Source organism: Bartonella sp. TT67HLJMS, assembly GCF_042193375.1.
GTDB lineage: Bacteria > Pseudomonadota > Alphaproteobacteria > Rhizobiales > Rhizobiaceae > Bartonella > Bartonella grahamii.
In genome coordinates this window covers 102,238-122,661 of record NZ_JBHILP010000002.1, presented here as the reverse complement: position 1 = coordinate 122,661, position 20,424 = coordinate 102,238, and the positions used below count along the sequence as shown (strand labels likewise).

17 protein-coding genes are annotated in these 20,424 nt (G+C 37.7%); 11 read left to right on the top strand and 6 right to left on the bottom strand.

Features of this window, described 5'->3' with window-relative positions:
• Positions 1 to 3: 3 nt before the first annotated feature.
• Positions 4 to 498: a F0F1 ATP synthase subunit B gene (locus tag ACFIJQ_RS01760; RefSeq protein WP_012754802.1), complete on the top strand. Its 495-nt coding sequence runs from the start codon at positions 4 to 6 to the stop codon at positions 496 to 498.
• A 125-nt stretch (positions 499 to 623) separates the two neighbouring features.
• Here the strand turns inward: ACFIJQ_RS01760 and glyS are convergent, their stop codons facing one another.
• The 4 genes from glyS to ACFIJQ_RS01740 form a co-directional block, all read right to left on the bottom strand.
• Complete coding sequence (gene glyS / locus ACFIJQ_RS01755) at positions 624 to 2,846, bottom strand: glycine--tRNA ligase subunit beta (RefSeq protein WP_375628224.1); 2,223 nt, start codon at positions 2,844 to 2,846, stop codon at positions 624 to 626.
• On the bottom strand, positions 2,846 to 3,787 hold the full coding sequence (locus ACFIJQ_RS01750; RefSeq protein ID WP_273787892.1) for a glycine--tRNA ligase subunit alpha: 942 nt from the start codon (positions 3,785 to 3,787) through the stop codon (positions 2,846 to 2,848). Before ACFIJQ_RS01750 ends, glyS begins: the two co-directional genes overlap by 1 nt.
• A gap of 85 nt (positions 3,788 to 3,872) precedes the next feature.
• Entirely contained in the window at positions 3,873 to 5,567 is a 1,695-nt protein-coding gene (locus tag ACFIJQ_RS01745; protein WP_012754805.1) for a tetratricopeptide repeat protein, read from the bottom strand.
• Between the two features lie 95 nt (positions 5,568 to 5,662).
• Positions 5,663 to 6,739 (bottom strand): polyprenyl synthetase family protein, encoded by a 1,077-nt coding sequence (locus ACFIJQ_RS01740; protein ID WP_273787893.1) that lies wholly within the window; start codon positions 6,737 to 6,739, stop codon positions 5,663 to 5,665.
• A gap of 180 nt (positions 6,740 to 6,919) precedes the next feature.
• Between ACFIJQ_RS01740 and ACFIJQ_RS01735 the strand changes: the two genes are divergently transcribed.
• The 7 genes from ACFIJQ_RS01735 (at position 6,920) to ACFIJQ_RS01705 (ending at position 13,798) form a co-directional block, all read left to right on the top strand.
• Complete coding sequence (locus ACFIJQ_RS01735; protein WP_273787894.1) at positions 6,920 to 7,708, top strand: tRNA1(Val) (adenine(37)-N6)-methyltransferase; 789 nt, start codon at positions 6,920 to 6,922, stop codon at positions 7,706 to 7,708.
• Positions 7,709 to 7,899: 191 nt separating this feature from the next.
• Positions 7,900 to 8,748 (top strand): S49 family peptidase, encoded by an 849-nt coding sequence (locus ACFIJQ_RS01730; RefSeq protein WP_273787895.1) that lies wholly within the window; start codon positions 7,900 to 7,902, stop codon positions 8,746 to 8,748.
• Between the two features lie 241 nt (positions 8,749 to 8,989).
• Positions 8,990 to 9,898 carry a 4-(cytidine 5'-diphospho)-2-C-methyl-D-erythritol kinase gene (locus ACFIJQ_RS01725; protein WP_375628220.1) on the top strand — a complete coding sequence of 303 codons (909 nt, stop codon included), beginning with the start codon at positions 8,990 to 8,992 and terminating at the stop codon, positions 9,896 to 9,898.
• Positions 9,899 to 10,080: 182 nt separating this feature from the next.
• The gene (locus ACFIJQ_RS01720; protein WP_375628218.1) at positions 10,081 to 10,755 is read left to right on the top strand and encodes a ribonuclease HII; all 675 of its coding nucleotides are present in this window, start codon (positions 10,081 to 10,083) and stop codon (positions 10,753 to 10,755) included.
• On the top strand, positions 10,752 to 11,732 hold the full coding sequence (locus ACFIJQ_RS01715) for an L-threonylcarbamoyladenylate synthase (protein WP_375628216.1): 981 nt from the start codon (positions 10,752 to 10,754) through the stop codon (positions 11,730 to 11,732). The genes ACFIJQ_RS01720 and ACFIJQ_RS01715 overlap by 4 nt, the downstream gene beginning before the upstream one ends.
• A complete protein-coding gene (locus ACFIJQ_RS01710) occupies positions 11,717 to 13,126 on the top strand; it encodes an FAD-binding oxidoreductase (protein WP_375628214.1) in 1,410 nt (469 codons plus the stop codon). Before ACFIJQ_RS01715 ends, ACFIJQ_RS01710 begins: the two co-directional genes overlap by 16 nt.
• 144 nt (positions 13,127 to 13,270) lie before the next feature.
• A complete protein-coding gene (locus ACFIJQ_RS01705) occupies positions 13,271 to 13,798 on the top strand; it encodes a DUF6101 family protein (protein WP_273787899.1) in 528 nt (175 codons plus the stop codon).
• 1,159 nt (positions 13,799 to 14,957) lie between these two features.
• Here the strand turns inward: ACFIJQ_RS01705 and purD are convergent.
• Positions 14,958 to 16,232 carry a phosphoribosylamine--glycine ligase gene (gene purD / locus ACFIJQ_RS01700; protein ID WP_012754814.1) on the bottom strand — a complete coding sequence of 425 codons (1,275 nt, stop codon included), beginning with the start codon at positions 16,230 to 16,232 and terminating at the stop codon, positions 14,958 to 14,960.
• 90 nt (positions 16,233 to 16,322) lie between these two features.
• Here purD and ubiA point away from each other — a divergent pair, with 90 nt between their 5' ends.
• Positions 16,323 to 17,327: a 4-hydroxybenzoate octaprenyltransferase gene (gene ubiA, locus ACFIJQ_RS01695; protein ID WP_012754815.1), complete on the top strand. Its 1,005-nt coding sequence runs from the start codon at positions 16,323 to 16,325 to the stop codon at positions 17,325 to 17,327.
• A gap of 236 nt (positions 17,328 to 17,563) precedes the next feature.
• On the opposite strand, the gene pdxH is transcribed toward ubiA, so the two are convergent.
• Positions 17,564 to 18,187, bottom strand: coding sequence for a pyridoxamine 5'-phosphate oxidase (gene pdxH, locus ACFIJQ_RS01690; protein WP_273787902.1), 624 nt, complete (start codon positions 18,185 to 18,187; stop codon positions 17,564 to 17,566).
• A gap of 326 nt (positions 18,188 to 18,513) precedes the next feature.
• Here pdxH and ACFIJQ_RS01685 point away from each other — a divergent pair, with 326 nt between their 5' ends.
• Together ACFIJQ_RS01685 and fabI are read left to right on the top strand one after the other, a co-directional pair.
• Positions 18,514 to 19,416, top strand: coding sequence for a J domain-containing protein (locus tag ACFIJQ_RS01685; RefSeq protein ID WP_273787903.1), 903 nt, complete (start codon positions 18,514 to 18,516; stop codon positions 19,414 to 19,416).
• A 128-nt stretch (positions 19,417 to 19,544) separates the two neighbouring features.
• Positions 19,545 to 20,363 (top strand): enoyl-ACP reductase FabI, encoded by an 819-nt coding sequence (gene fabI, locus ACFIJQ_RS01680; protein WP_273787904.1) that lies wholly within the window; start codon positions 19,545 to 19,547, stop codon positions 20,361 to 20,363.
• The last annotated feature ends 61 nt before the right edge of the window (positions 20,364 to 20,424 follow it).

The window sequence follows — 20,424 nt, the reverse complement described above, 5'->3', positions numbered from 1 at the left end:
AAAATGACTGATACTTTTTGGGCATTTGTTGGGTTAGTTCTTTTTTTAGCTCTTTTAGTCTATTTCCAAATTCCACAGAGGGTTATACACCATCTTGATGCGCGCGCGAAGCGTATCAAAGATGAGCTGGATGAGGCTCTGCGTCTTCGTGAAGAGGCACAGGAAATATTGGCTGAATATCAACGCAAACATGCAGAAGCAGAAAAAGATGCGCAAGAAATTATTGCAGCAGCAAAACATGAAGTTGAATCTGTTATTGCTGAGGCTCGTACAAAAGCAGAAGAATATGTAAAAAACCGCAATAAATTGGCAGAGCAAAAAATTGCTCAAGCAGAAGCGGATGCGATACGCATGGTTTCTTCATCGGCTATTGATTTGGCAATTTCTACAGCACGTATCCTTATTGCAAAGGAATTAGATTCTAACAAGGCAGACGAACTTATTAAAGAGTCTCTTGAGAAAGAATCATTTATCAAAATGAAAACATATCTTAATTAATGATATTTGAGAGATAAAAAATGTCCTCTTTGGTTGCATAATTTTCTCAAGATTCATTAATAAAAGTCATAAAAAAAGAAAAGTTTATCTTCATTATTTTTATCAATTAATAGGACATTTTGATTCTAAATGACAAGTTTTGAAAAGTCTGCAACCGATTGTGTAATAATGTGAATACGTTTGAGAAGAGCAAGACGGTTAGCACGAACATCAGGTTTTTTATCATTCACCAATACCTTTTCGAAAAATATATCAATCAATTTTCCAAGTGGCGCTAGCACACTGAGTGCAAATGATAAATTTGTCGCATTGATGGGAGCAAGAACCTGTTTTTCTACTTCACAGATTGCATGATAGAGCTGCTTTTCTTCTTTCTCGACAAAGAGCTCAGGATTAATTTCATTCGCTATTGTTGTGCTTTTTTGAAATTCATTTTCAAGAATATTGGCAGTACGTTTTACAGAGGCTACAAAGTTCATTCCATCATGGGTATTGATAAAAGCGATAAGCGATTCGACACGACGTGCAACCAATAAAAAATCATCAGAATCTCTGTTTAAAACGGCTTCAAGGGCATCGTAACGAGCACCTTCCTCTTTTAGATAGATTTTCAAACGGTCATGAAAAAAGAATAACAGGTCTGATAAAATATATTCTGTTTTTTCTGGAAGCAGATTCAGCAATTGTAAATTTTCTCTTTGAGAGATTTCATATTTATTTTTTTGTTGTAAGAAAAGATTCATTGCTAACTGAAACAGTGGCATAAGATTGATTTTCCAATCTCGCGAAAGTACAAGCCTAATAACTCCCAGTGCTGCTCGTCTTAACGCATAGGGATCTTTTGAGCCCGTTGGTTTTTCATTAATGAGCCAAAAGCCAACGAGCATGTCAATTTTGTCGGCGAGCATAACGGTTATAGCAAGCGGTTCTTGTGGAAGACGATCTGTTGGTCCTTGAGGTTTATAATGGTCCTCAATTGCTACAGCTACGCGAGGATCTTCCCCTTGAAGAAGGGCATATTTTTGCCCCATAACCCCTTGTAGTTCAGGAAACTCTCCGACAATTTCTGTTTGCAAATCAGCTTTTGCAAGGATTGCTGCACGTTTTGCTAAAAGAGGATCTGTCTGTATCAAAGGTGCAATTTCTTGTGCGAGTGTAGCAATGCGTTCTACTCTTGCACCTTGCGTACCTAATTTAGCATGAAAAGTTACATTCAAATGATCAAGTCGCGCCATTCTTTGATCGAGAGGTTTTTTTATATCAAGATCAAATTTTTTTATAGAAGATTCTAATTGTTGAATATCAGGCAAATCACGCTGATCGGTTTGCCAAAAATAAAGTGCATCAGAAAGACGGGCACGGACAACCTTACTATTTCCTTTTGAAATTTCTTTGCCTTCATCATTTGAAAGAATATTAGAAACGAGAATAAAATGATGAGAAAGTTTTACTTTTTCTCCTTGTTTACGGGTAACAAAACATTTTTGATTAGCTCGAATGGTCAAGCGAATAATTTCTGGAGGAATATCAAGGAATGATTGGTCAAAATCACCCATCAGGATAACAGGCCATTCAACAAGACCAGCAACTTCTTCTAGGAGGGGATTGTCTTGAACTAGTTCTAAACCGTTGGCAAAGCAGAGATTTTGGGCATCAGCTAAAATAATATTCTTTCGTCTCTCGGCATCCAGAATGACTTTATGGGTTTCAAGTTGAGTAACATAATCATCAAAGCGGCGCACTTGAAATGGCTTTCCATCACTTAAGAAACGATGACCATAAGTTAAATTATTGCTTTTAAGAGAACCAATTGTAAACGGAATAACATGTGTTTCACCAATTTCTGGTCCGAAGACGCAAAGAATGTTTTGTAAAGGTCGAATCCACTTCAGAGCACCACTTTGTGCTGAATCTTTTCCCCAACGCATAGATTTTGGCCACGGAAAGTTGCGGATAATATTCGGTAAAATATCGGCAATAATTTCTTCTGCAGCTCGACCTTTTTTAACAATTTTAGCAATATAAAAATGACCTTTTTTATCATCATGTCCAATATGTGCTTCAGAAATATCGTTTAATCCTGTTGCACGTAGAAAACCATCAATTACATGCTGTGGTGATTTTATACTAGGACCTCTTCGTTCTTCATGGATATCTTTTGAGCTTATGGAAAGTCCGCGTATGTCCAATGTTAGCCGACGAGGTGTCCAATATTCACGAGCAGCTTCATAGATCAATCCAGCATTCACAAGTTGATCTGTAACAGATTTTTTGAGATCAGCAGCAGCTTTTCGTTGCATACGTGCGGGGATTTCTTCACTGAAAAGTTCAAGAAGAAGATCAGACATTAGGCTTCTCCAGTATATATTTGTCCAGCTTCTGTGAGTAAGAAGGCTTCCCCACAACGGCGCGCGAGATCACGAACGCGAAGAATGTAATTTTGTCGTTCGGTTACAGAAATAACGCCACGTGCTTGCAAAAGATTAAAGATATGGCTCGCTTTAATACATTGATCATAGGCAGGAAAAACACAGCGATGTAATATATTTTCTTTATTTGGTTTTCCAGCATCAAGAAGTGCGCTGCATTCGCGTTCTGCATCGATAAAATGCTGATGTAGCAATTTTGTATCAGCAAATTCGAAGTTGTAATATGAGTATTCCTGTTCTGCCTGTAAAAAAATATCTCTATAACTTATTTTGTTTTCTCCCTCCAAACCATTAAAGTTAAGGTCATAGACGTTATCAACCCCTTGGATATACATCGCTAGACGCTCAAGACCGTATGTGAGTTCCCCTGAAACTGGAGCGCATTCAATGCCACAAACTTGTTGAAAATAAGTAAATTGAGAGACTTCCATCCCATCGCACCAGCATTCCCATCCAAGCCCCCAAGCACCAAGGGTGGGACTTTCCCAATCATCTTCAACAAAGCGAATATCATGCAGTTTTGTATCAAGTCCGATAGCTTGTAGCGACTTTATGTAAAGTTCTTGTAGATTGAGCGGAGAGGGTTTGAGAAGTACTTGGAATTGATAATAGTGTTGTAAACGATTTGGATTCTTACCATATCGGCCATCTGTTGGGCGTCTGGAGGGTTGGACATAAGCAACCTTCCAAGGACGTGGACCTAGAGAGCGTAATGTTGTTGCGGGATGAAAAGTCCCAGCTCCGACTTCCATATCGTAAGGTTGCAAAATTGCACATCCATAGTGTGCCCAATAATTTTGCAAAGTTAAGATTAGTCCCTGAAAAGAACGTTTGGGGTTAAGATGTTCAGGCAGTTTCACGCTTTATACTCTTTATATTGGACTAAACAAAAGTAATTTTAGTTTCTCTGTTTATTATTTCATGTGGTTTATGGCTAAGCATCGTTTATTGCAAACCAAATTTCAACTTTTCTTGAATTTGTTCAGAATTTTCTGGTTTTCCGTCAATTGCATGGTTCCATTGAAAGATTGCTTCACGTTTACGTCCAACTTTCCAATAGGCATCACCTAAATGATCATTCAGTGTTGGGTCCTCAGGTTGTAATCTGACAGCATTTTCTAATATTTGCACTGCTTTATTATATTCTTTTAGTTTATAATAAGCCCACCCTAAAGAATCGAGAATATGACTGTTGTGAGCTTGCAAAGCAGAAGCTTTTTGCAGCATACGGAGCGATTCTTCAAGCTTCTCACCACGTTCTACAAGGGAATAGGCTAAATAATTAAGAACCTGCGGCTGGTTTGGAAAAAATTCAAGCGATTTTCTCAAGTCAATTTCTGCTTTTGGCCATTGCTTTAAACGTTCGAAAGCAATACCACGCTGATAAAAGAGTTTCCAATCGTCCTGCTGAAAGTTTTTTATCTGGGCAATAGCGGTGTCTAGAGTTTTAATGGCCTCAAGGAATTTATTGTCCTGCATATAAAAAGCAACGAGCGTTATCAAAATATTACGATCATTGGGAAACTTTTCATTTAACAATGTGAGTAATTTTATTGCTTCTTTGTAATTGTTGTTATTGGCAAGAAGGAATGCAAGATGAAGTTGTCCATCTTTATAATAAGGAGATTTAGGGGATAAAGCGCGATAAAGTTTAATTGCTTTATGAGGATCACTCAATTTAGCAGAAATGTGTGCGAGCTGAAACAGTGTTGCGTCATTTTGAGGGTATAAGGCGAAAGATAATTGCTTAAAAATACGTGCAATTCGCCCTGAGTTTTTGTGGTTGAGGGCTGTTCCAAAATTATATAATACCTCGGCGGCTCCTTGTTGAGGTGTTTTAATAACTCTCTCTAAGAAAGAATTTTTTTCAATTTTTTCTCGAAAGTTTTTAAGGACTTCTCGACCTGACAACATTTGTTCGCCATGTTGGATTGTTTGAAGAGCTTGGTTGCGCATATTATGGCGCAATTGGAATGAGGCATAGGCTATGATAATACGTTCATAGGTATTAGGAGCGATAAGAGTCCCCTGTTTGTTACTAAGTGCTTTAATGAAATATTTTTTTGCATCCTTTGGCTGTTCTGCAAGGTCGCTCATAAGTGCTAGATGATAAGATATAAAAAGGTCATACCAGACAGGACCTTTGAGTTTCTTAAGATCAGCGATTGCTTGAGATTTTTGTCCAGATCCAAATTTAATCCAAGCACCGATGAGTTCAGGTATTGGATTATTGGATTTCGGAGGTTCTTTTGATTGTAGAAGAAAATTGGCATTCTTATAGTCTTTTTTGATGAGACTTTCTACTGACAAAGTTAAGGAAACAAAGGGAGTTATAACATCTTGCTCTTTGAGTTTTTGGGCTTGTTGGACAGCTTCTTTAAAGTTTCCGACCGAGAGCATAGCTTCAAGGAGCTCTTTTTGTGTTTCAATGTTATCAGGTTGATAAACGAGTGCTTGTTTAAAGTAATTGATAGCAAGTTCTGTTTTATTTTCATGATTTGCAACCCTTCCAGCTAAATAAGCACCTGTAAATGAGCTTGTATGAATTGCGGTGCTTATTTTACTGTAGGTGGGGAATGGCATCAGCATGATACCCACGATAAAGAGGGTAAAAATTCGGGATACCGTTGCAGAGCACATGGAGCTAATCCTTTTCAAGATAATCAATCGATGGTGTTGTTTATAGATCATATCTCATTACTTTATTGAGAAATACTGCGATTCTTGCAAAGAATTCAGTTTACGCGCGCAATACAAAATTCAACAGTCTCAACGAGAGCATTGTAAGCAAGATTTTCGTTCATGGGAACAAGAGCATCAATTGCATGTTTTCCGTAGATGCGTGCTTGTTCTATTGTATCTGTGATACTATCATACTTTTCTATTAAGTGTTGCGCGTATGCGAAGGCTTCATTATTGTTATTGCCATCTTCAAGTGCTTGTTTCCAGAAATTTTTTTCTACTATATTTCCACGTTCATATGCGATAATAACAGGCATTGTTATTTTTCCTTCTCTAAAATCATCCCCTATATTTTTTCCTAAGCTTTGAGCACTACCGCTATAGTCAAGTGCATCATCAATCAATTGGAAAGCTAAACCTAAAGATGTTCCATATTCACGTAATGAAGAACGCTCTTTATGTCCATAGCCAGCAACAATCGGTCCTACTTCAGCGGCTGCTGAAAAAAGTGCGGCTGTTTTGGCATTGATGATTTTGAGATAGTCTGAAGGGCTGGTTTTGATATTTTTTGCAGCAGAAAGTTGCATAACTTCTCCTTCAGCAATAATTGCAGCAGCGTTTGCTAGGACAGAGAGCGCTTCTATGGAACCGACATCGACCATCATTTTAAAAGCCTGACCCAACAGGAAATCACCAACAAGTACGCTTGCTTGATTCCCCCAAATCATCCGTGCCGTGGATTTTCCACGTCGCAAATTACTTTCATCAATCACATCATCGTGTAGTAATGTTGCTGTATGCATAAATTCAACAGCTGTTGCGAGTTTTATATGTCCGTCACTTTGATAACCGAACATATGAGCAGAAGCGAGCGTAATCATTGGGCGTAATCGCTTTCCACCTGATGAAATAAGATGGTTAGAAATTTCAGGGATCATCTCAACCTCTGATTTTGCCATAGAGAGAATAAATTGATTTACGCGCTCCATATCTTTTTGAGTAAGATTGACAAGAGATTGAAGAGAAATTTGATTATTTCTTATTTGTTCTGGTTTGATAGCTGCGCTCAATGTGTTTACTCCTAGAGTATTGCAATGGACATATATAAAATTTACTTTATTTACTAGCATAAAGGGGGTTTGGTTTTGACTCAAGCTTTTGATGGTGCTTTGAAGTGTAAGCTTGGAATGTTATTGGCAAGAAATGTTCTTTAGCGAGTGTAATCTTGTTGTTATGAAATAATAAAAAAATTTAAAATAGCAGCTGAATGGCAAAAATGCAGTTTATAAAAGTGAACATTAGGCTTTTAAATGGAAAAAACAACGAATCAGAGTGGTGAAACAATTGACAGTTTTCACCGCGGTAAATTTTATTTGGTTCAACCCCATAAATATGGTCATCGTTCTGGAATGGATGCGATGTTATTGGCTAGTTTGGTTCCAAGTAATTTAAAGGGCAAGGTTGTTGATTTAGGCGCAGGTGCTGGAGCTGCAGGGTTGGCTGTTGCTTCGCGTTGTCTGAAAGTTCATGTTACTTTAGTTGAACGTTCAGCTTTTATGGTATCTTACGCTCAAAAAACGCTTATGCTAGAACAAAATAAACAATTTGCTAGCCGAATTTGTTTGCTAGAAGCAGATGTTACCTTCAAAGGGAATGCCCGTATAAAAGCAGGTTTAATAGATAATAGCTTTGATTTTGCGATTATGAATCCACCTTTTAATAATCCTACTGATCGCAAGACACCTGATAAACAAAAATCTGAAGCACATGTTATGTCTGAAGCGATGTTTGATAATTGGTTGCGGAGTGCAGCAGCTATTGTTAAGCCAGGTGGATACTTAGGGCTTATTGCACGTCCACAATCGCTGACAGATATCTTGCGTGCTTTAGAAGGGCGTTTTGGTGGTATTTGTATAATTCCTGTGCATGCACGTGCGAAAACAGCAGCAATTCGTCTTTTATTTTACGCAAAACGAGGAAGCAGAGCAGCTTTATCTATTTTACCGGCATTGGTTATACATGAAGGTAATGACCATACTTTTTCACCCCGAGTTGATGCAATTAATAATGGATATATAAGCTTGTGGGAACTTTTCTAATAGTATCTTGTGTTTTTTAGTTTATTATTTAAAGTCCAAACTTTGTTGTTAGGGAGGTTTGACTTTGGGTGAAATTATATTTCTGCTTGTAATGTGGGGATTGATTGGCGCTTTTGGATGTTATCGCGTTCTTCCTTTTTGTTGTCCTTGCCTATTTAATTGTTCTTAATTTATAAGGAGATTTTGTTTTGATGGATGTTATTAAAAGTTTTATTCCACGCCGTTTTTCTTCCGATAAACTTGAAATTCCTGTGGTGCGCCTTCAAGGAGCAATTATGGATTCATCAGCATCTATATCCCGGACTCTTTCCCTCAGTAGGTGTGCAAATCTTTTAGAGAAGGCTTTCGCACACAAAAAGTCACCGGCTGTTGCACTTATTATTAATTCTCCTGGTGGTTCACCTGTACAATCGCGTTTTATCTTCAAGCGTATTCGTGACTTGGCAGAAGAAAAAAATAAAAAGGTTCTTGTGTTTATTGAAGATATTGCAGCATCCGGTGGTTATATGATTGCTTGTGCGGGGGATGAAATTTTTGCAGATCCTTCTTCAATTGTTGGTTCCATTGGAGTGGTCTCAGCTTCCTTTGGTTTTCCGGAGCTTTTGAAGAAAATTGGTATCGAACGGCGTGTATACACGGCAGGAAAGAACAAAGTTACATTAGATCCATTTCAGCCAGAAAAAAAGGCGGATATCGAGCATTTGAAATCTCTCCAACTTGAAGTGCATCAAACTTTTATCGATTTGGTTAAAGAACGGCGTGCTGAAAAATTATCAGATGATTCGAATCTCTTTACAGGAATGTTTTGGAGTGGAAAACAAAGCGTTGAGCTTGGTCTGGTTGATGGATTAAATGATGTACGTTCTGTTATTAAGGAGCGCTTTGGTAATGATGCAAAACTTCGACTTATTATGCCTCCAAAAAGTTTCTTAGGACCTAAAACGCCTTCAGGAGTGACGGCACATACGGTTTATACAGCCGTTGACAGTGCATTGATGGCAGCAGAAGAGCGAGCACTTTGGCAGCGTTATGGTTTGTAATGGAAAGGATCATTCAAGCCAGAGGGATTTTATCTAAAAACAGATTCTAGAAGAAAAAAGGCTTGAAATGATACGAATGAGAACATGTCGTTTATTTTGTATGAGTGCTCTTTGTGTTTATTGTTTGTTTAGAAAACGATTAAGAATATTCCAAACTGTTTATAGTGCTTGTGCTAATAAAAAATATGGATAAAAGGGAGGAGTTTGTAAAAGAACCCTGTGTAGGTGAATATTACGTCATATGATATCAAATGTACAAGCTTCGTCCAAAAGACATTCCTATTTATTTACACCTATTAAATTGAATTTAGCTCTACATGTTGTGGGGCAACGTTCTGATGGGTATCATTTAATAGAAAGTTTGGTTTATTTTAGTCTTAGCGGTGATTGTTTACACTATGCACCTTGCAAAAATAATCAGTTTGTTTTGACGGGACCGTTTGCAAAAGGCCTTGTGTCTCATTTAGATAATTTGGTTATTCGCGCACGAGATTTTATGCATAAGACTTTTCCTGAATGTGCTCAACCTGCTTTTTTTCGGCTTGTAAAAACATTACCTATTGCTTCAGGCATTGGTGGTGGTTCAGGTGATGCAGCTGGGGTTATAAGCATGTTACGTCAACAGTGGAATCTTGATTGCTCTTACCAAGAATTAGCAAAAATGAGCTTAGTTCTTGGTGCTGATGTTCCCATGTGTCTTTATGCATTAGAATATCAGCAGCCGCTTTTGGTCAAAGGAATTGGTCAAGAGATGATACAACTAAAGGGAGCCTGTTCTCTTGCAATAGTATTGGTTAATCATGGACAAGAGATTTCAACACAAACTGTTTTTAAAGCGTTAGAGAAGCGTCATAATCCTTCTTTAAAAATTAATACAGACGCTTTAAAGAGTGTTGATTCATTGGTTGAAGCTTTACAAGAAACGCGTAATGATCTTTTTTCTTCTGCATTAAAAATAGCACCTCAGTTAGCTGAAGTGTTATCTGTATTAGATGAATGTGGCGCTCTTTTTTCCCGCATGTCTGGAACGGGAGCAACTTGCTTTGGCATTTTTAAAAATAAACAAACAGCGCAACAAGCAGCTCTTTTTATCAAATCAATGCACCCAAATTGGTTTGTAAAACCTATCATGACTTTAGGAAATATCTGATAAATAAATATAAAAGCGTTTATTTCGTCATGATTTTATTATACACAATGAAAGAGGGGAACCAAAGAAATGTATTTTTTTATTTTGTGTGTTTTTGATCTTTTGTGCAAGAATTCGCATAATGTTTGGAGAGCCATTTAAAACTGTAATGCTTGCAAAAAATGATTAGGCTACAGAAATAGATGTATGTTTGTTGTATTTGTGATTTATCAAAGATGTTTAATGTTCCGCTTCAACCAAATTTTTCGTGCGAATTGGATTTGCAAAAACAGGGTTTTTTTCATATAGCAGGTGTTGATGAAGTAGGACGGGGGCCTCTCGCTGGACCTGTGGTAACGGCAGCAGTTATCTTGGATAAAGACCACATTCCTAATGGGTTAAATGATTCAAAAAAACTTTCTTTTCTCCAACGAAATAGACTTTATCATGAAATTTTGCAAAGTGCATTAGCGGTTTCAGTCGCTAGTCTTTGTGCTCGTACAATTGATCAATCTAATATTAGAAAAGCAACTTTAGAGGCAATGCGTCGCTGTATTATAGGGTTAGCCATTCCAGCTCACTATGTCCTTGTTGATGGACGTGATATTCCTTCTGAGTTGTCCTGTCCTGCAATGGCGTTGATTAAGGGCGATCAGCGTTCGGTTTCAATTGCAGCTGCATCTATTATTGCGAAAGTAACGCGTGATCGGATGATGGAGTGTGCAGGACAAGTTTATAAAGGGTATGGTTTAGAGAAGCATGTAGGTTATGCAACACTAGCGCATCGTACAGCTCTTGATAAATATGGACCAATTATAGGATTACATCGTTATAGTTTTGCACCACTAAAAGAGTGTTATAGAAATGGAGTGTCATGACGATTCTACCACTCAATAGTGCTTCGATAAGAGAGGCAATAGTGCTTCTTGAACAAGGGAAGTTAGTAGCGTTACCAACGGAAACTGTTTATGGATTAGCGGGCGATGCAACCAATGGGAGGGCAATTTCTTCTATTTTTTCTACAAAGAGTCGTCCGCAAATTAATCCTCTTATTGTGCATGTCAGCGGCATCGAAATGGCGGAACGTTATGTGAAAATTGACTTTCTTTCACGCCAATTAATGGAGGAATTTTGGCCAGGGCCTTTGACATTGGTTTTGCCTTTAAAGGAACAGCATAATATTCATCCTTTAACAACCTCTGGTTTGAATACTTTGGCTGTTCGTTTTCCAGACAGTCGTTTTGCGGAAGTAGTACAACATTTTGGCCGACCACTTGCTGCTCCTAGTGCGAATCAGTCGGGGCGTCTTAGCCCTACTTCAGCTGAGGCTGTTTTTGCATCTTTGGGGGAATCTGTTCCTTTGATATTGGACGGAGGACCCGCTAAAATAGGGCTTGAATCAACGATTATTAAGATTTGTGATGAAAATATTTATCTTTTGCGTCCAGGGGGGCTTGCGGCTGATAAAATTGAAGAAATTGTGGGGAAGTCTTTAAAACGGATAGATCAAAGGGCGGCGATTGAAGCTCCAGGGATGTTAAAGTCGCATTATGCTCCCAATGCCACGATTCGTTTGAATGTAGAAAAGGTGGAAAATGGTGAAGCGCTTTTAGCATTTGGTTCAAAGCGCGTTATGGGGGCTGAAAATGCCGTTTCTATTTTAAATCTTAGCGAAGATGGAAAGTTGGAAGAGGCAGCCTTTCATTTATTTCAATATATGAAGGAATTAGATTCATTTAAAGTGAGATGTATCGCAGTAGAACCTATTCCATCATACGGATTAGGGGAGGCGATCAATGATCGTCTTATACGGGCTGCGGCTCCAAAGGAGAAACAAACATGGAGCAGAAATTAATTGAGGGGTTTAGAGAAATTGTTGGTGCTAAGCATGCTATAACAGATCAAGCGTTGATTGCACCGTATTTGCTTGAAGAGCGTGGACTTTTTCATGGAAAAACACCTTTACTTTTACGTCCATCTTCTTGCGCAGAGGTCTCATCGATTATGCAGCTAGCGAGCAAAACACGCACACCGATTGTGCCACAGGGTGGAAATACAGGGCTTGTGGGGGGACAACAACCAGATGAAAGAGGAGGGAGCGTTCTTTTATCCATGGAACGATTAAATAAGATTAGAACTATAAATCTTGAGGGAAATTTTGTTGTTGTAGAGGCTGGTGTTATTTTACAGGATTTACAGAAAAAAGTGGATGAATCAGGTCGTTTTTTCCCTCTTTCTTTGGCATCTGAAGGTTCTTGTCAAGTAGGAGGAAATCTTTCGTCGAATGCTGGAGGGACAGCTGTTTTAGCCTATGGCAATATGCGTGATCTTTGTCTTGGTTTGGAAGTTGTTTTACCGGATGGCCGTATTTTAGATGATTTGCGTTTTGTTAAAAAAGATAATAGCGGTTACGATTTGAAAAATCTTTTTATTGGTGCAGAAGGCACATTGGGTGTTATAACCGCAGCCGTTTTGAAGATGTTTCCAAAAATAAAAGGAAAAGCTGTTGCTTTGGTGGGATTATATAGTCCGGCGAAGGCTTTGGAGTTTTTATCTCTGGCTCAAGAATATGGAGGAGGGATGTTGACAGGTTTTGAGCTCATGGGAAATCTTAGTTTGCAAATGGCTTTAGATTATAAGATGTGTGAGAAGCCTCCTCTTCAGCGGAAGCATGAATGGTATGTATTAATGAACATTTCATCATTGCAAGGCAATGATGAGGCGTTATCAGTACTGAGTATTATTTTAGAAGAAGCTTTAAAGAATGCGGTGATAGAAGATGCAATTGTTGCACAATCTTTAAAACAGCAAGATTTTTTTTGGCAGTTGCGTGAAAGTATATCCTATGCACAAAAGTTAGCAGGAGGGTCCATTAAGCATGATATTGCGGTCCCACTTGCTTCTATTCCTGATTTTATTGCTGAGGCAGCGCTTATTGTTGAAGATATTGCTCCAGGAGCACGGGTGATTTGTTTTGGACACATGGGCGATGGAAATTTACATTATAATATTACACAACCTGTAGGAGCTGATACGACGGTGTTCTTGCAGTTATGGTCAAAAATGAATCATCGCATTCATAGTTTAGTGATGGACTATAGAGGTGCATTTTCTGCTGAGCATGGAATTGGTCAGCTTAAGCGCGAAGAACTTCGTTCTTTTAAATCGCCTGTCGCATTGGATATTATGCAAGGGATTAAAAAAACGCTCGATCCTTTAGGGATAATGAATCCCGGAAAAGTATTATAATTCAAGAATAGTGATCATGTATTTTTGTTTAGATTTTAATAACCAAAAAAGAAACCAGTTGTTTTTTATTCAAACTTTTAATAATCCAATGAGAAAAAGCTGCTAAAGGGTGTATGTTATTTAAGATAAATTGGGATAATGTATATGGCTAATCAATGCTTTAATCAGGCAAAAGCGGTGCTTGAATTTCGGTTAGATCCGTGCCATTTGCCACAAACGACGACATATTTTTCATCCAAAACGGGTAATCAGGTTATTTGTTCATTAAATGAGCGTGGTGTTTCTTTTAAAACGGATATGCCTTCAAGCTTATCGCATTTAATACCCCCTTATCATTTCCAAGGAATTGCAGCACGTACCGTAAAAACGCGTTCAGGAGAAAGAGCTGTTGCATTAGAACTACTTCATGCTGATGAGGAAGCTTGTATACCGCTTTTGGTTTCCAGAGATTTGAATAATGTTCTTCTGGATTGGCGATTATGGGCGGATACTTATGGCCTCCCCATGCTTATGATCAATGAAGATAATCGCATTCTGGTTGTAAAAGATCGTTCTGATTTACATCGTTTTTTTGGTACAACAGCACATTCTAAACAAAAGCGTTTCTTACTTCGTTATAGCAATCCGTTAGGCTTGCGTTTGGTGATTGCGAATCGAGTTGCACTCCAGTAATATTAATATGCATTAATTTTTGTACTACCGTAAGCATTTATCTTGTTGTGCTGTAAAACATCGTTGTTTGGGGCGGTAGTATAAGGCATGTAAACTTCATACATGAAGTATTTTTAGAGGACATGGCGAGTATTCTTAAGTTTGCTTGTCGGTCTTTGTGTAAGTGAAGCATATGAGTGGGAACCAAGAGGAACCTGCTCAATGAGAATCCAGATGTTTACAGATGGGATTTGGTGTGACTTTTGGTTCTTTAAGGCAAAGAGGAAATCAATGATTGTAAATGAGAGTTTTTTGACACCATATATTAGCAGCTGGAATTGGTTACGTTAAACGCTTTTCTCGGAGAGGTGAAACGGCTTTCATAACAATAGAAACCGTTTTTTGGCGGTGTAATTTTTAGTTTTCGCCACATCATCAAAACACGAGCAGATTGCTGGAAGTGTTTTTTACTTTTTTATAAATCATTTCTCCATATTGAATGAGAGCTTTGAATATTGCAAAATATTCTTATTTCATCTCTCTCCTATAATCAAAATCATTTTTTTGCACGTTATAAGAAGGATTAGAGTGTGGATAAAAATCATTAAAAAATAGTAAACACTCTCTGATAAAGCATTTAGATAGAAAGAGTTATCGTAATATTGAGAGTTGGAAAATACAATGATGGTATCGGTTTTTATCTTTATTCCAGAAAGATGTCAGAATGGGTTTATACTACTTGCAGGTAGTGTCGTAAAATGGGAGTGACGAGCATGAGAGATATTGTTTAAGAATTTGTACGTGAATAACATCAGTATTTTTTTTGGGCATTTTATTTTTCATAAAAGCGGAATTTCATTAAAAAATGCAATAAATAAAAGAAATGATTGTATATATGTTTTTCTTCAGGGCGTTATAAGAAAGAAAGTGTTTATAAAAGTGATGAGAAAATACGTTTAAAGTAAATACAACAGTAAAATGATCAGTTTATATTAAAGTGTCATATTCAGAGAAATCTCCTATTTTATCATAAGTAGATATCCTATTTACAATATTTGATTGTTCAAAGGAAAGCACACTCATTTTTTCAAAATTATAGTCAACGTAAAACAGTAAGAAAATTTGTGTATCATGCTCTTATATAAAATAATCAAATCGTAAAAAAGAATATTCAAAGAATTTAGTTTTCTCGCGCAATGGCTCTCCATCCGATATCACGACGAACAAAACCTTCTGGCCAATCAATACAATCAACAGCTTCATAAGCACGTTTTTGTGCGTGCGTAATCGTTTTTCCTGTTGCTGTTATATTAAGAACACGTCCACCATTTGCAATGAGTTCTCCATCACGCAATACTGTACCAGCTTGAAAAACTTTCACATCGGGAAGATTGTTTACTTTATCAACGTTACGGATAACAGTACCTTTTTGGGGAGAGTCTGGGTAACCATTAGCAGCCATAACAACGGTGAGAGCAGTTTTTTCAGACCACCGAAGAGGCTTATTTTCAAGTTTTCCTTGAGCTGCAGCAAGAAAAATTGGCAAGATGTCATCTTTGAGGCGCATCATTAAAACTTGACATTCAGGATCACCGAATCGTACGTTAAATTCAATTAATTCGGGTCCTTTTTGCGTTATCATTAATCCGACGAAGAGAATACCTTTAAAGGGGGCGCCCATTTCTTTCATGCTTTTTAAGGCTGGTTCAACAATTTCTTTGAGGGTACGATTCACTATTTCTTGGGTCATAATAGGCGCTGGTGAATAAGCACCCATACCACCGGTATTTGCTCCAATATCCCCATCACCTACACGTTTATGATCTTGAGCAGATCCAAAAGGAAGAGCAACTTTACCATCACAAAGGCAGAAGAAGCTTGCTTCTTCACCTTCAAGAAAAGATTCTACAACAATTTTGTTTCCTGCATCTCCAAATGCACTTTTGAAGCAGGCATCGACTGCGTTAAATGCTTCTTCCATAGTTGTTGCAACCACGACACCTTTGCCAGCTGCTAAGCCATCAGCTTTAATAACAATGGGAACACCTTGTTGATGAATGTAAGCTTTAGCTTTAGAAGCATCATTAAAGCATTGGTAACTTCCTGTAGGAATGTTATTCTTACGACATAAATCTTTCGTAAAAGCTTTTGAACCTTCTAGTTGAGCAGCTTTTTGAGTAGGACCAAATACACAGATGTTAGCGCTATTAAGAGAGTCTGTTATACCCGCAACCAATGGTGCTTCTGGTCCTACAATCACAAGATCAATAGAATGTTTTTTACAAAAATCAATAACAAGGTGATGGTCATCAATGTTTAAATTAATATTTTCACCAAATTCTGTTGTTGCAGGGTTTCCAGGGGCACAATATAACTTTGTTAGCAGTGGTGATGCTGCTATTTTCCATGCTAAAGCATGTTCTCGTCCACCTGAGCCAATAAGAAGAATATTCATTGCTTGCTCCTCTCATAAAAGATGATTAATCTTATCTCCTTCTCATAAGAATGAAATGTCTCTATCGCAAGACCAAAGGTAAATCATTTAATGAAAAAAAATAAAAATATCGCGCATGTTCAGTCCTGTGAGAGTCAGGGACGGGTTATGGATGCATCTTCCAAACAATGGGTCTACAATTTCCTTCCCTGTTCTTTATGGTTTTATGCGCAATTAGCGCGTTGGGATCGGCCTATCGGATGGCAATTGTTGATGTGGCCTTGTTTTTGGTCAACAACAATGGCTTTTTTCTCTTATGACATGCATTACGATACTCTTTTATCAATGTTTCTTCATTGGGTTTGGTATCTTTTTCTTTTTTTTCTGGGATCTATTGCTATGCGAGGGGCAGGATGTACTTGGAATGATCTTATTGACCATAAAATTGATGCTCAGGTAGAAAGGACACGTTCTCGTCCATTGCCGACAGGTCATGTGAGTCGGTTTCAAGCAAGAGTTTTTATACTTATACAATGTTTGGTTGGTTTAGTCGTTTTATCACAATTTAATAGGTTTAGTTTTTTTCTAGGTATTTCGTCATTGATAGCTGTTGCATTTTATCCTTTTATGAAACGCGTAACATATTGGCCGCAGTTTTTTTTAGGCGTTGCGTTTAATTGGGGCGCATTAATGGGGTGGGCTGTTGTCTTTGGAAGTTTAAGCTGGGCACCAATCTTGCTTTATGTGGGATCAATCTTGTGGACCATAGGATACGATACAATCTACGCACATCAAGATAAAGAAGATGATGCTACTGTTGGTGTTCGTTCTACGGCTCTTCTCTTTGGTAAAGGAACCAAGCGTGCTTTAGTATTTTTGTATGGTGGTTTTGTGGTGTTTGTTAGTCTAGCATTTTATTTAGCTGGAGTCCCTGTTCTTAGCTTTTTGGGGATTTTTATGGCAAGCATCCATATGTTTATTCAAATTAAAGTCATTGATATAGATGACAGTTCACAATGCCTCAGGCTTTTCAAATCTAATTCGCTTATTGGTTTTGTGATTTTTGCTGGTTTGGTATTTGGGGGTATATGGACGATATTTTATCCTGCTGTCTAAAAATAAGTTAGCTAAAATCATAGTTTCTGCTGAATACAGTATTTTCTTTTAAATAAGCTTGTTGCTAATCTGTTTTAAGCGATACAGTAGGAAATATTACCAATCAACTTTTACAGTGAAAATGAAATTCTTCTATTTAAATAAAATGAATCATCTTCTTTTAGAATTTTTCAAATAAAAAATATTTGTTTAACTGTTGGGAAGAAAAAATCTTTATAACGATGAAGTTTGAAGGATTAGGGATAAAGTTTTTGTCTTTTCCAATCGCTGTGTTCAACACAATCGCGTGTAAAAAGCAGACGATCATGTAAACGAAATGGGCGATCGCACCAGAACTCTATAGAAAGGGGTTTAACACGAAACCCAGACCAATAAGGTGGTCGTGGAATATTGCCTAGAGCATAACGTGCAGTATATTGAGCAATTGCTTTTTCGAGCACAAAACGATTGTCTAAAGGTTGAGATTGTTTAGATGCCCATGCACCAATTCGACTACCACGTGGTCGCGATTGGAAATAGGCATCGGCTTCCTGTTGACTTACTTTTTCAACAATTCCTCTAATTCTGACCTGACGACGAAGCGATTTCCAATGAAAACCTAAGGATGCTTTCATTGATTTTAAAATTTCTTGTCCTTTACAGCTTTCATAATTGGTATAGAAGACGAAGCCTTGGGGACTGTAGTCTTTGAGGAGAACCATACGAACATTAGGGAGTCCTGTTTCGTCAACTGTTGCTAATGCCATAGCATTTGGATCATTTATTTCACTTATCGTTGCTTCTTCAAGCCACTTTGCGAAAAGTTCAAAAGGTTTTTGCATTTTCATAAAATGATCATCTGTTGGTATTTTGTTGCTCATAGTTTCTCCAAATATCAGTGAGCATGGGTGAGGCATTTTCTCATTTACTTTATCATCAAAAAGTTACAGTACCATTTTTTCTTATTTTCAAAAAGCCAATGCTATTGTGTATTTCTATGGTAGTTTAATTATTTTTACTTTAGCATAGACTACAATGAGCTATATTAAATAAATGTCTCATTTTATCTGGTATTTTAGTTTACTGATAGACATATAAAGAGGAAAGAAGAAATTATTCTCTAAGAATAGACTGACGAAGATATAAGGGATATTGAACAACGGATCAGTTGATATTTTGAAAACGAAAAAATTGAAAAGAGGGCAATATGCGTGATCCCTACACGATTCTGGGTGTGGCACGTACCGCAAAATCGCAAGAGATTAAATCGGCATTTAGAAGATTAGCAAAGAAGTATCATCCAGACCATAATAAAGATGATACAAAGGCTAAAGAAAAATTTGCTGAAATTAATCAAGCTTATGAAATTATAGGTGATAAGGATAAAAAGGCACAATTTGACCGCGGTGAAATTGATATGGAAGGAAAACCGCTTTATCAAGCCTATGGTACTGGTGAAAATTTTAGCAATAAACAAAATCCCTTTTCAGGAAGAGCAAAGGGATTTGATTTTTCCTCTTCAGGTGGTGCAGGTTTTGATGCGAGTGATATTTTTCGGGATCTGTTTGGAGGAGGTGGTAGCTTTTCGAATTCCACACACTATAACCGTCCCCAACAAGGAGCACATGTTCGTGCTAATCTTGCTATAACATTAGAGCAGATGGTTGGCGCAGAAAAGGTGGAAGCTGTTTTTCCAAATGGAAAAAAGTTAAAAATTAAACTTCCAGATTATATTGAAGACGGACAGACTATTCGATTAAAAGGTCAGGGAGAAGAGGTACCTCTTGGGCAAGCAGGAGATGCGTTGATAACCATTCAGATTCAAAAACATCCTCGTTTTCGGGTTGAAGGAAGAGCACTCCATCTTGATTTACCAGTTTCTCTTAAACATGCTGTTTTGGGAGCAAAAGAAGAAGTTGAGACGTTGGAGGGACGTGTGGTTTTAACGATTCCTGCTTGGTCAAGTTCTGATCGCGTTTTACGGTTGAAAGGGAAAGGGCTTCGTTTAAAAAATGGTACAAGAGATGATCTTTATGTGCATGTTCGCATTATGTTGCCGGAAGGTAAAAATGCCGCGCTAGAACAGTTTTTGCAAATGCAACAAGATTAATTTTAAAATTTTTTATATATAAAAGCGTAGTTTTTGTTTGATTTTAAACCAATTGCTTGAAGAAAAAGTTGACCTGTGTCATAGGCAGATGAATAATATTAATTTTAAGTAACAATGGGGCAATGCTGATGGCTAAGGGTAATGGTTTATTGTACGGTAAGCGTGGTTTAATTTTGGGGTTGGCCAATAATCGCTCCATCGCTTGGGGAATCGCTAAAGCGGCAAGTAGCGCAGGGGCAGAGCTTGCTTTTACCTATCAGGGTGAAGCAATGAAAAAGCGTGTTGAACCTTTGGCTGAAGAATTAAAGGGGTTTGTTTGTGGACATTGTGATGTTTCTGACAGTGTCTCTATTGATACGGTCTTTAGAGAAATAGAGAAGAAATGGGGAAAACTCGATTTTTTAGTTCATGCTATTGGTTTTTCTGATAAAGATGAATTAAGTGGTCGTTATATTGATATCAGCGAATCAAATTTTATGATGACCATGAATATTTCCGTTTATTCCCTAACAGCTCTAACGAAGCGTGCAGAGAAATTGATGCCAGATGGTGGTTCAATCTTGACACTGACCTATTATGGTGCAGAAAAGGTTGTTCCCAATTATAATGTAATGGGGGTTGCCAAAGCAGCTCTTGAAGCGAGCGTGAAATATTTAGCGGTAGATTTAGGTCCTCAAAATATTCGTGTTAATGCTATATCTGCTGGACCAATTAAAACGTTAGCGGCTTCTGGTATTGGTGATTTTCGTTATATTTTAAAATGGAATGAATATAATGCTCCATTACGTCGTACGGTAACAATTGAAGAGGTTGGTGATTCTGCACTTTATTTTCTTTCAGATTTGTCTCGTTCTGTTACCGGTGAAGTCCATCATGTCGATTCGGGTTATAATATCATAGGTATGAAAGCAGTTGATGCACCAGACATTTCTGTCGTTAAAGAATAAAGTTTGGTTTATAGGATTTTATTGGACAGCAGTAATTTGACCAAATTTAAAGTGGCTAAGG